The 12665-nt window shown below is 46.1% G+C and carries 11 protein-coding genes; 8 read left to right on the top strand and 3 right to left on the bottom strand.

All coding sequences use genetic code 11. The features are described from left to right. Positions 1-17 precede the first annotated feature (17 nt). On the bottom strand, positions 18-1253 hold the full coding sequence (locus tag AC5JBY_RS31740; protein ID WP_495908730.1) for a hypothetical protein: 1236 nt from the start codon (positions 1251-1253) through the stop codon (positions 18-20). A gap of 202 nt (positions 1254-1455) precedes the next feature. Beyond that, positions 1456-1887, bottom strand: coding sequence for an Hsp20/alpha crystallin family protein (locus AC5JBY_RS31735; RefSeq protein ID WP_495908729.1), 432 nt, complete (start codon positions 1885-1887; stop codon positions 1456-1458). Positions 1888-2165: 278 nt separating this feature from the next. Between AC5JBY_RS31735 and AC5JBY_RS31730 the strand changes: the two genes are divergently transcribed. The 3 genes from AC5JBY_RS31730 (at position 2166) to AC5JBY_RS31720 (ending at position 7171) form a co-directional block, all read left to right on the top strand. After that, on the top strand, positions 2166-2579 hold the full coding sequence (locus AC5JBY_RS31730) for a BrxA/BrxB family bacilliredoxin (protein ID WP_495908728.1): 414 nt from the start codon (positions 2166-2168) through the stop codon (positions 2577-2579). A gap of 142 nt (positions 2580-2721) precedes the next feature. Beyond that, a complete protein-coding gene (locus tag AC5JBY_RS31725; RefSeq protein WP_495908727.1) occupies positions 2722-4020 on the top strand; it encodes a prolipoprotein diacylglyceryl transferase in 1299 nt (432 codons plus the stop codon). Positions 4021-4696: 676 nt separating this feature from the next. Continuing rightward, positions 4697-7171 carry a TonB-dependent receptor domain-containing protein gene (locus tag AC5JBY_RS31720; RefSeq protein ID WP_495908726.1) on the top strand — a complete coding sequence of 825 codons (2475 nt, stop codon included), beginning with the start codon at positions 4697-4699 and terminating at the stop codon, positions 7169-7171. Between the two features lie 442 nt (positions 7172-7613). Here AC5JBY_RS31720 and AC5JBY_RS31715 read toward each other — a convergent pair whose 3' ends face one another. Beyond that, complete coding sequence (locus AC5JBY_RS31715; protein ID WP_495908725.1) at positions 7614-8381, bottom strand: metallophosphoesterase; 768 nt, start codon at positions 8379-8381, stop codon at positions 7614-7616. Between the two features lie 77 nt (positions 8382-8458). Here AC5JBY_RS31715 and AC5JBY_RS31710 point away from each other — a divergent pair, with 77 nt between their 5' ends. The 5 genes from AC5JBY_RS31710 to AC5JBY_RS31690 all read left to right on the top strand — a co-directional run bounded on the left by AC5JBY_RS31710 (position 8459) and on the right by AC5JBY_RS31690 (position 12634). Next, on the top strand, positions 8459-8950 hold the full coding sequence (locus AC5JBY_RS31710; protein WP_495908724.1) for a YajQ family cyclic di-GMP-binding protein: 492 nt from the start codon (positions 8459-8461) through the stop codon (positions 8948-8950). Positions 8951-9806: 856 nt separating this feature from the next. Continuing rightward, positions 9807-10058, top strand: a complete 252-nt coding sequence (locus AC5JBY_RS31705) for a type B 50S ribosomal protein L31 (RefSeq protein ID WP_495908723.1) — start codon at positions 9807-9809, stop codon at positions 10056-10058. Positions 10059-10283: 225 nt separating this feature from the next. Then, complete coding sequence (locus AC5JBY_RS31700) at positions 10284-11339, top strand: putative sugar nucleotidyl transferase (protein ID WP_495908722.1); 1056 nt, start codon at positions 10284-10286, stop codon at positions 11337-11339. Between the two features lie 25 nt (positions 11340-11364). Beyond that, positions 11365-12126 carry a triose-phosphate isomerase gene (gene tpiA, locus AC5JBY_RS31695; protein ID WP_495908721.1) on the top strand — a complete coding sequence of 254 codons (762 nt, stop codon included), beginning with the start codon at positions 11365-11367 and terminating at the stop codon, positions 12124-12126. Positions 12127-12214: 88 nt separating this feature from the next. Beyond that, on the top strand, positions 12215-12634 hold the full coding sequence (locus AC5JBY_RS31690; protein WP_495908720.1) for a hemerythrin domain-containing protein: 420 nt from the start codon (positions 12215-12217) through the stop codon (positions 12632-12634). The last annotated feature ends 31 nt before the right edge of the window (positions 12635-12665 follow it).

The raw sequence follows: 12665 nt of genomic DNA, 5'->3' as shown, positions 1-12665 counted from the left end.
TACCTAAAAGCTAATACCTATTTCTTCATACTATACTTCTTCCGCACCTTGCGGCTGTTGAAATAATCGTTCAGCTCCTTCTCAGTCATATTAGAGGGGATCTGCACCACAGGCACATCGATAAGCTGCACCTGGATTTGCTTCATTTCATCCTTCAGCTTATTGGTCTTTTTTACGATGTCGGGATCGCGTTCACCCACCAGCACCTGGTCCTGCAACATATACTCGAGCCGCTTGATAGACCCGCGCACAGCAGTAGCCTGGTTTTGATCAAACACTTTTTGAGGCGCTACCGCTTCCTTCACAGGCACCAGCGACACACCCACACTGGGAAGTATCTTGCCGGTTTTTTGAGAACCTGCACTCGAAGAAGAAGTGAGAATGGTACCAGTCAGCGCAGTGGAAGAACTGGTGATATCGAAGCCTGTACGGGCATTTTTGGTCTTCTTGACACCCTTGTCCAGGGTTACGAACGTATATTTTAATTGCAGAATATACCTTTCTACGTTACGATAAGTCAAACCATACTCTTGCAGCATAAGCGGGTAGTTCATCGCATCCTTGATGATCACCCTCACCACCGCAGTATCCCGAACCATAAACCGGTTGGTGCCGATAAAGCTGAGCAAAAGGATCCGCTCCCTGCCCGGGTCAGTCTCCTTTACAAAGTCAAAGGGAGGCGACCAGATAAAATCATCCTCACATTTCTTCACATTAGTATAACCCTTCATGGGCAGATTGGCCAGCATGGTGATATTCTCGATCGGAAAACTGCCGAATTCACACTGCACTTTGAAGGCCAGTGTATCCCCTTCATCGATGGTGATAGTAGAACTGATCGAAGGCTTTACCTTGGCGGGAACGATCTCCGTATTATAAAATACAATAGCAAAAGAAGTGTCCACACGGTCCTGTGGATTGTCCAGGCTTTGAACACCCAGGTTCACCCGGTATTCATTATCATAGCGGAGCTTGCCCGAAAGAAAATAGGATTTGTCAGCCTTGAAAGTGAGCGTACCATTATCCTTATTGATCCGCAGACCTACAGGAGAGTTGCGGAGATACCAAAAGAACTTGGATTCCTCCTTGTTGATCTCCAGCTTGTAAGTAAGCGTAGAGTCTACGTGGAGCGTAAAATAAGGATTGAGATTCTTGATACGGAGAGCGGCCTCCACCACAGCCGAATCAGGATGGAGAATAGACAACGAGTCGACAGGTTTGGGAATCGTGTCGGTCCGTTGATCTTGAGCCATTAACCAAGCTGCAGGTACAACCAGGCATACCAATAAAGCCAAAATTTTATTTACCAAGGGATTTGGACTTATCATGTTATAAAATCGTGGCCGAAGTTAATAACAAAACAATAAAAAACCCATCCTGATAGAGATCGGGATGGGGCTTAAACCAAAACCAACTGCTTATGAAAAAAAAATTAAGATTTCTTTAATACTTTCCTTACTGAATGTTAATCTGTTTAACGGTGGGTTTAGCTTGCTCTTTCTTGGGAAGGCGGAGCTTCAACACACCTTGTTCGTACTTAGCTTCAATATTGTCAACATTCACTTGATCTTCTACAGTAAAGCTGCGTTTGAAGCTGCGCTGAGAAAATTCCCGGCGTACCGTCTTATATTCTTCAGACTTTGTTTCTTCCTTTTGCTCATAGCCGATCGTCAATAAACCATCTTCAACCTTCACCTGGAAATCTTCCTTCTTCAAACCAGGAGCGCTCAGTTCTACATGATAAGCGTCAGAAGTCTCATGAATGTTTACCGGAGGATTGTGCAAAGAACTGTCCTTCCAGGTAGTGGGAAACTGATTCAGCAGATCATCGAATACTGAATTGAAAACTCTGTTTACTGGGCGGTTGTTGAATTTTACGAGTGTCATAGTCTTATACTTTTTTATGTTTTTAAAATCGAATTGTACAGTACAGTTGTCAAACGATGTACCAGTGCCAAAAACAGGCCTTCCAACCGCCAGAATGTAAGGAAAAGCATCTTTTGTGCTGACTAAATGGCTGTTATTGGAAAATTAAAATGCCATAAAGTCATATTAGCGACTCTGAACTCTCTACTCACGACTCTGAACTGGCCTCCCAAAACGCCGCGTCAACTTTTTGCGTAGATTTGCGTTCTAACAAGTTGAAATAAAAAACAACATTAAATATGTATCCAGCATCAATAGTGCAGCCCATGAAAGAGGAGCTGACAGACTATGGTTTCAAAGAGTTATTGACACCAACAGAAGTTGACAACCAATTAGGTAAAGAAGGAACTACCCTGGTAATGATCAATAGCGTTTGCGGTTGCTCGGCAGGATCGGCACGCCCCGGCGTACTCATGGCCGTAGCCAATGCCAGTAAGAAACCCGACAGCCTTACTACCAGCTTTGCCGGATTTGATATCGATGCCATCAAGAAATTGCGTGAGCATTTATTGCCCTATCCACCATCTTCACCAGCCATTGCATTATTTAAGAATGGACAACTGGTGCATTTTATCGAGCGTCATCAGATCGAAGGACGCCCGGCGCAAATGATCGCGCACAACCTCATCGCAGCATTCGATGAATACTGTTAAGGAATTACGCTGATAAATTCAGCTTTGTTCATAGTGATAAACCTTCCCATTCCTGGGAGGGTTTTTTATTGCTGGCAGGTTTTACTTATCATTGCAAATTCAAATCCCAAACGTTCTCTCAAATCTCAATTATCCATAATACATGTATCCCAATCTTTACTATGCTTTCCGCGACCTTTTCGGCCTTGAAATAAAGGGATTACGCTTCGTAAACACATTCGGGTTTTTCGTAGCACTTTCCTTCCTGGCAGCAGCTTGGGTACTCACAACCGAATTGAAACGCAGAGAGCGGGCAGGGCTATTACCCAGCCAGGATGTAAAGATCATGGTAGGGAAGCCGGCCGGCATGGGAGACATACTCCTCAACTTTATATTAGGCTTCATCCTCGGATACAAAATGGTAGGATTGTTCCTGTCCAACAGCCCCACGGCAGAAGATCCGCAGGCATTTATTTTCTCATCGGAAGGTAACTGGCCCATAGGCATTGGCCTCGGTTTGCTGTTTGCCGGTATCAAGTGGTGGGAGAAGAACAAGCAAAAGCTCGATAAGCCCGAAGAGCGCGTGGTGCGCATCTGGCCCCACGATAGAGTAGGAGACCTGGTAATCTATGCTGCCCTGTTTGGTTTTCTGGGCGCCAAAATATTTCACAACCTCGAGAATTGGGATAGCTTCTGGGCCAACCCCATAGAAGCCCTGCTGTCGTTCGATGGCCTTACCTTCTACGGCGGGTTGATCTGCGCAGCAGTAGCCATATACTTTTATGCCCGCAAACACAAGATCGGGTTTAAACACCTCTGCGATGCAGTAGCCCCCGGCCTCATGATCGCCTATGCCATTGGACGGCTGGGTTGCCAAAGCGCCGGCGATGGCGACTGGGGTATCCTGAACAGCGCCTACGTCACTACCTCCGAATCAAAAGTGGCACTGGTCGATACAGCCCAATTCAGGCAAGCCTTGCAAAACAATGCCCGGTTTTACACAAAGACCTTCCAGGTCGAATCCCTGGATCAGATACACCACAAATCAGTAAAAGCCCCCTCCTGGGTGCCCGATTGGATGGTGGCCTATCCTTACCCCCACAATGTGATCAGCGAAGGGGTGCCCATTCCCGGGTGCGACGAACCCAAATATTGCAACCAGCTCCCCATACCGGTTTTCCCCACACCTTTCTATGAAGCAGTAGTCGGTATGCTGTTATTTATACTCCTGTGGTCACTCCGCTATCGCCTGAAAGTGCCGGGAACGATGTTTGCTATTTATCTGATTGTGAATGGACTAGAAAGATTCTTTATAGAAAAAATTCGGGTAAATACTACTTATAAGAACCTTCCGTTCCAGCCCACACAGGCAGAACTGATCTCATCATGCCTGGTGATTGGCGGTATCGTCCTCTATGTTTTCCTTACCCGCAGAAAAGCAGCACAGGAAACTGTGAGCTAATGAAGTACTCTCACCTAACCTTATCTTGATTATTCTTCCTTGGCGAGTCAAAAGGAATTGCCCGGCCCTTTAGGGCCGGGAACTAGCAATCCAGGTTTCTTGGGCTTTAGCCCAAATTTTCGTATATTACATATTGTAAAATTTATTCCATTTGACTCATTAGCCGTGTTTTGTGATACTTACTTCGATTCAAATATTAACTCCTTCCAGCGACTTCGTAGCGTCCTTGCAGCGAGGTTTTAGCGGCCTTTCAACGACCTTATAGCGAGGTTACAGCGACCTTTCAGCGACGTTATAGCGACGTTATAGCGACTATACTTCATACATGCTTCATAGAGAAGCCATTGCAGCACCATGTGTCAACCATACCAGCCCTGCTCACCATTTTGCCCCGTTATATTTCCCATTCCGGGATGTAAATCTTGCCATTAATCAATTTCCAACCGCTAACGCCCAAATTTCCGCCGCTCATCCCTAACTCAAACTATCCTGTAACCTAATTCCTGCTCGTGCGTCTCACTTATGTCACCCGTTATTTACCGGATATCAATAAAATCAGCCTTTCAGCACTTGGCAATGTACTATATATAACATAGTACCTATTTTTGGACTGTAATTAGCGAGACAAAGTATTTAAGTAAGTATAGCCAACTTTAAATCAAGTAAAAGTATAGCCATGAGAACAAGACTATTTGCATTGACCATTACCCTGACCGCTTTAAGCCTTAGCACCCTTGCCCAGCAACGGACAGCCAAAGTAGCCGGAACAGTAGGAGGGGCAGATAAAAACGCCCTCCAGGCAGCTACCGTCACATTATTAAAAGCCAAAGACTCTGCCGTCGTAAAAATGTCCGTGTCCGACAAAGCCGGCAAATTCGAGTTTGAAAGCGTACCCGATGGAAAGTACCTCCTCCTGGTTTCAGCCGTAGGACATACTAAACAATATACCCCCGCCTTCGAAGTAGCCGGAACAGCCGTAGAAGTAGCCCCCGTTGCCCTGGCCGCCCAGTCCAAAGAAATGAAGACGGTCACCGTTACCGCCAGCAGGCCGATGATCGAGCAGAAGATCGATCGCACGGTGTTGAACGTAGAAGCGTCCGTTACCAATGTAGGCGCCAACGCACTCGAAGTGCTGGAAAAAGCACCCGGCGTACAAGTAGATAAAGACGGCAACATCAGCCTGAAAGGAAAACAAGGCGTCATCGTGATGATGGACGGCCGCCCGTCCTACCTCACCGGCGCCGAGCTGGCCAACTTGCTGAAAGGTATGCAGGCCTCTCAGCTCGACCAGATCGAGATCATGACCAACCCGCCCGCCAAATACGATGCGGCTGGCAACTCAGGTATCATCAACATCAAAACAAAGAAGAACAAAGTGAAAGGCTTCAACGGCAACGCCACCGTAGGCTTTGGCCAGGGAGTCTATTTCAAGAACAATGAAAGCCTTAGCCTCAACTACCGCGATGGAAAAGTGAACCTGTTCAGCAGCTACAGCTTTGGATACAATGAGAACTTCCAGCAGCTCGATATCTTCCGCCGTTATAAGAACGACGACAAAACCACCAACGCCATCTTCGAACAACGCGCATTCATGAAACGCATGAACCGCAACAACAACCTGAAGCTGGGTATGGACTATTACCTCACCAACAAAACAACCCTCGGCGTTGTGTTGAGCGGAGCATACAACCCCACCCAAAACGACGGAGATAATACCAGCTACCTGAAGAACCCATCAGGTCAGGTAGATTCGATCGTTACCGCCAATTCCTACATTAAAGAATTATGGAAGAACGCCAGCGTGAACCTCAACATGCGTCACCAATTCGATTCTACAGGCCGTGAACTGACAGCCGATGTAGATTATATCCGCTACGATGCAAGCAACGATCAGAATTTTATCAACTCTACCTACACACCAGGTTGGGTAAAACGATACGACGAGCTGCTGAAAGGCGACCTTCCCGTGTCAATCAATATCTACTCAGCAAAACTGGATTATAGCCACCCCTTGAAGAACAATGCTAAGATCGAGTTCGGTGTAAAGAGCAGCTACGTCAACACCACCAACAAAGCCAATTATTTCCAATACGTAGGTGCCCAGTGGCAGCCCGATATCGATAAAACAAACTTCTTTGACTACAAAGAAAACATCAACGCAGCCTATGTGAGCTTCAACAAGCAACTCAATAAAAAATGGGGTGTACAGGCAGGCCTGCGCTTTGAGAACACCAACCTCGAAGGCGACCAAACCGATATCGACCCCAATAAAAAAGACTCTTCATTCGATCGTTCCTACAATGGATTGTTCCCAACCGTATACGTTAGCTACAATGCCAGCAAGGAAAACCAGTTTGGAGTATCATTCGGCCGCCGCATCGATCGTCCTTCCTATGAAGACCTGAACCCCTTCATGTTCTTCATCGACAAGTACACCTATGGAGCCGGCAACCCATTCCTGAAACCACAATACTCCAACAACTTTGAGGTAACACATATATTCAAAAGCTTCCTGACTACCACATTGAACTATAGCATCACCAAAGACCTGTTCAATGAAGTATTCACCCAGGAGAAGCTGCCCAATGGCGAAAACGGATACGCAACGATAGTACGCCAGGGAAATATCGGCAGACGTGAAAACGCAGGCATCGCAATCAGTGTTCAGTTGCCTGTTGCCAAGTGGTTAACAACGATGGTTTATACCAATTACAATTACACCAAATATAGCGGCACAATCGAAGGACAAGACTTCAGCATCGAAGCAGGCAACCTGATGGTGAACATCAACAACCAGTTTAAGTTCAACAAAGGATGGGCTGCAGAACTCAGCGGCTGGTACCGCACCAGTGGACCAGAAGGCCAGATCCTCCTGGATCCATTCGGGCAGATGTCAGCCGGTATATCCAAACAGGTATTGAAAGGAAAAGGAACTTTGAAGCTGAACGTGCGCGATATCTTCTTTACACAAATACCCAAAGGAGAGATCAACTTCGAAAACACAGAAGCAAGATTTAAAAATTCACGCGATACCCGCGTAGCCAACCTCACCTTCACTTACCGTTTCGGCAAACCGTTGAAAAATACAAATGGACGTAAGAAAGGTGGAGCCGGCGACGAACAGAATCGTGTAAAAGGAGGCAGTGAATAAACGTAAAAGAAACAACAAAATAAAGACATCATACAACACAATAGCCCGGATGCATATACCCACTTGTGGTAACTTTGATGGTACAAAGATTGTATTGTAAAAAATGTTGTTTCCCAAAATGATAAAGATTGCGTCTAATTGGGAAAGCTTTAACACCACATCATACAACCTTTTCCTTTTTAAATGGTCATATATAATATAACCAACCATGAAAAAGATCATACTGATAGCAATTGTACTAATATATCTTGTAGGTTGTGGAATCTCTTACATGTAGAATAATAAAACCACACTGTCTGCCGTTTATGAAATGTGCGACGCGACGATGAGGAAACAGGCAGATAAACAGTGTGACTTATATCAAAATAGTTATAAATTTTTTCTCATAAGCAGTTAGTTTTGGTTAACGGGCCCCATGTCTATGGGGCCTTATCTTTTTATACTACCTATAAGAAATTTCATACAACTCACTCACCGGATCAGATTGCCAGAACTCTTTCGATTGAACATTCATGATGGTTAACCGGCCACCACCGCCGGCACCGGTATCGAGGTTGTTGACATTGGCAGCCTTCATGGGCCGGTCAGTGCCCCACATGATGGTGCGCGTATGCCCGATAAAGACCTCTTTAAAAGGAGTGACCATCTTAAACCGTCTCGGCCTTTTTTTGCCCCGCGCACCAGCCTCCCACGAAAGCGCCTGAAGCCACAGCTCCCGGTCCCAATAATAAATATGAGGCTGCTGCTCTGCAAACGGTAGCTCCCTGTCGAACCCGGCATGAACAAAACAATTCTTGCGCGTATCGATAAAGTATAACCGCTGCCGGAGAAAGAAGTCGCGGTGAGAGGTAGGTACATCTTCAGGTAATAATGCCAGCGGATGAATAAGACCATAATCGGGAATGACATCACCTTTACCGGCCGCCACAAGATAGGAGCGGAGCGTACCCTCGCCACCCTGGCTCCACAGCTGAGGTTGAAAACCGGTTTGCAGGAAAGTTTGGAACCAGTCATCATGATTCCCTTTGATGGCCACCAGGTGCCTGATCTTCATAAGCTCCTCCACACAGGCAAAAACCTCGTCGAAGCCGTCCGTAATATCCCCCAGCTGGATAAGCGTATCCTTTTCATAGACGAAGCCCGAGCGTTGCAGACATTGAAGCAGCCCCTTATAGCACCCATGAATATCACCCATTACAAAAGTGGCCATCGGCAGATAAGATTTCAGACAGCAAATTAGCATATTATGATAACCGTACATTCCATAGCTTTGCCCAAAATGTTGCTATGCCCTCATTCGATATCGTTAGTAAAGTAGACGCCCAGGCACTCGACAATGCCGTAAACGTTACAACCAAGGAAATTACCAACCGGTTCGACTTCAAAGGAACCCATGTGGAGATCAAGCTGGATAAAAAGGAATTTAAGATCAGCCTCGAAACAGAAGACGACATGAAAATGCGCCAGCTGGTAGACGTACTGATCAATCGCGCCCACAAGCAGGGGATAGCTCCCCAGGCATTCGATACCTCCAAAGACTCTTACCCCAGCGGAAAGATCATCAAACAGGAGGTACTCGTTCGCAATGGCCTCAAGCAGGAAGACTCTAAAAAGATCGTTAAGCTCATCAAGGATTCCGGTCTCAAAGTACAGGCTCAGATCATGGACGACACCGTGCGCGTGACCGGCAAAAAGATCGACGACCTCCAGGAAGTCATAGCCCTTTGCCGCGGCGCCGAACTCGGCCTCGCCCTCCAATACGAAAACATGAGAAGCTAAAACAGCTATAAGCCACGAGCTTCCAGCCGCGAGCTACGCGCCATCAGTCATAAATGAATCGTGCCATCAGGCATAATGAATGATGAGCTTGAAATAGCGCTCCCCCTTCTTTGTCATTTCGAACGGAGCCATTCGCAACTGTAAAGTAGTATGCCGCGGTGGCGCAGTGAGAAATCTGCTTGCGAAGCAAAGGCATTCAAAGACAAGGCATATCGAAGCAAAAGGAATTGCCCGGTCCCTTTAGGGCCGGGATACTATAATCAATCTTTTGCTGGGGCTTTAGCCCAATTCCTTTAAAGGAAAGCCTTAACAACTCGAAGCATGCCTTCCAAATGTGCATAACTATCTGCACAACTGGTGCATATCGAAACGTGCTAAAATTTGGAATGGCTATAGACAATAAAGTATTTTAGATGTAGAAAGTCGCTGGAAATCTAAACATGGAAAGCGGGTTTTAAGAAAGCATTGGATTAATAACGCGTACAAACTTTTAGTAAGTACGAATATTAACCCGGTGCTTTTTTCTTTTAGGCAGTAGGCCGCTGCCCAACGCTAACAGCTGAATCCTAAAAGCTAACACCTATTCATATTTAGAATTCTTTAACTTATCGCCCTGCAACCCCTGGAAGCCCGTTTCCATCTTTATAATAGAAAGTCAATGCAAACGATTGAGTTCGTCTGGGAATTGATTTTAGTCAATAATTAGTGTTGCAACTATAATTTTGTTGTCCATAAAATTGGCTATCAATGGAATTAAATTTAATTTGGCGGTAAGACAGTCGGGAAGTAATTTTGCGGCTTTGTAAATATTAAAACTTGTACGGCAAAATCCGTACAACCTTTAAATCAGAGAGTTATGAAAAAAGGTATCCATCCCGAAAAGTATCGGTTCGTTGTTTTTAAGGACATGAGTAATGGTTATAGCTTTTTAAGCCGTTCTACCGCTCCGACAAAAGAGACAATTAAGTTTGAAGACGGTAACGAGTATCCCCTTATCAAGCTTGAAATCTCTAATACTTCTCACCCCTTCTACACAGGTCAGAATGTATTAGTAGATACTGCTGGTAGAATTGATAAGTTTAAAAAGCGTTACGAAAAGAAGAAATAAGCTTAACTTCAGCATAACATTTTTTGTTTTTCATGGCTATACTTTCCCTTTCCTATTCTTAGGAGAGGGATTCTTTTTTAAAGTCAATGACAAATCGAAGTAAAGTCCACTCTGAACTCTCTACTCTCTACTCTCTACTCTGAACTCTACACTCCACACTGGCCTGCCCCTTGCATATAAGTATTACATTTGAAAACCAATCATTAACCAGCGTAATACCTAACTATGATATTCCTGAATGATAAAGAAGTACGCGACCATTTATTTCCGTTTACCCTCGTTCGCTCAGCAGCCGACATCCGCATCGGTATCCTTACCATCCGCGAAAAGTGGGAAGCCCTCCTGGGGCAGGAAGTAAAAGTAGTCGAAGATGCATCCCTCGTGGCCGCATCCGAAGCTGCTGTTTTCGCTGCCAACATCATCCCCTCTGAACAATTTATAGCCTCCCTCCAGGAAGACGATAACACACTTAAGAAAGACCCTGACTGGGAGGCCATCAAAATACTGCAATACCCCTGGCACATCTTCGAATGGAACGACTGGGCCCTCCGGGAAGATTTCAAGATCGTGACCCGGGATAAAATATCCCAGACAATCCCGGAAAGCGTACAAGTCATCAATGCCAAAGACATATTTATAGAAGAAGGCGCTAAGCTCAGCCACTGTATGCTCAACGCCACCACCGGCCCGATCTACATTGGAAAAAATGCCGAGATCATGGAAGGCTGCTTTATCAGGGGCCCGTTTTCCCTGGGTGAAGGAGCAGTGGTTAAAATGGGCGCTAAGATCTATGGTGCTACTACTATAGGCCCCTACTGTACGGTGGGCGGAGAGATCAAGAACAGTGTCCTCTTCGGCTATTCCAACAAAGCCCACGACGGCTACCTGGGCGATGCAGTAATAGGAGAGTGGTGCAACCTCGGCGCCGGTAGCTCCAATTCCAATCTGAAGAACAATGCCACCGATGTACGCGTATGGCACAACCCTTCCAAAGATTACATCCGCGCCGGCATGAAATGCGGCCTCCTTATGGGCGATTATTCCAGGGCAGCCATCAACACAGCATTCAATACGGGAACAGTCACCGGCGTATGCACCAACATATTCGGCGAAGGACTTACTCCTAAATATATACCCAGCTTCACCTGGGGCAGCAAAGCATTATCGAGGTACGAATTTGAAAAAGCCTTGTCCGACATCAGTAACTGGAAAAAATTAAAAAATCAACAACTTACAGATGCGGAAACAAAGCAATTGAAACATATTTTTGAGCAATCATAGACACTTAAAACAAATTCAACCAAACATGCGTAAACAAATTGCTGCGGCTAACTGGAAAATGAATTGCACTTACCAGCAGGGAGAGGAATTGTTAGATGGAATCCTGGGCGCCAATATCGGGCTGAAAGAACACCAGCAGGTAGTATTTGCCGTTCCCTTTCCTTACCTGATCATGGCCAGCAGCGAAGTGGCCGACGAACAGAACTACTACATCGCAGCACAAAACTGTTACAATAAGAAGTCCGGAGCCTACACCGGCGAAGTATCAGCCGAAATGCTCCACTCCATCGGCATCAAATACTGTGTGTTGGGACATAGCGAACGCCGCGAATACTTCCAGGAAAGCAATAAAATGCTGGCCGAAAAGCTCGACCTCTGCCTCGAATACGGCATTACCCCTATATTCTGCTGCGGAGAGCCCCTCGGTATTCGTGAAGCAGGCACGCAGAACAGCTTTGTAGAACAGCAACTGAAAGAATCCCTGTTCCACCTGCCCGATAGCGCTATCTCGAAGATCGTGATCGCCTATGAGCCCATTTGGGCGATTGGAACCGGTAAAACCGCCACCTCCGACCAGGCCCAGGAAATGCACGCCCACCTGCGTAGCGTACTGGCCAAACAATATGGACCGGTACTGGCCAACACCATCCCCATCCTGTATGGCGGAAGCGTAAAAGCCAACAATGCCGTGGAAATATTTTCACGCCCCGACGTAGACGGCGGACTGGTAGGCGGCGCCTCCCTCAGTGCAACAGAGTTTGCAGCCATTATCAAAGCGTTGAAGTAAGCCTATTGTCATTGGCTTGTTAAAGTTTTCCACATCGATAGCTTGTGGAGTAATTCTTGACGTATCTATAGGAAAGGAGGGACTTACTATGGAACGGAATACCGTACTACAACCGTTTTTAAGTCACCTGGCCAGCGATCGTCAGATTTGCACCCAGCTATTAGGTAACATCATGGCTGGAAAAAGCGATAAGACGACCAAGCAAGCCGTGGTGAACTTCTGGCGCAACAACCTGCAAAAACACATAGAAGCCGAAGAAAAGACACTGATCCCTTTCCTGGTACAACACAAGTTCAACCAGCAATACGTCAACCTGCTCTACCGCGAGCACAATACCATCCGCGTATTGGCCGAACGGCTGCCCGAAGGGCCGGAAGGCGATTACCTGTACGAAGCCTTTGTAAAGCTGGTACACGAACACCTGATGTTTGAAGACAAAGTGATCTTTACACAGATCCAGGAAAAAATACCGTCGAGAGAGTTGGAGCAATTACGGCAGGTAGCGTAATAAAAACATTGAGCGTAGCTACGGACTTCGA

Source organism: Paraflavitalea sp. (genome assembly GCF_059502485.1).
The sequence above is the reverse complement of the archived record's forward strand: the minus strand, read 5'-3'. Positions and strand labels throughout refer to the sequence as shown.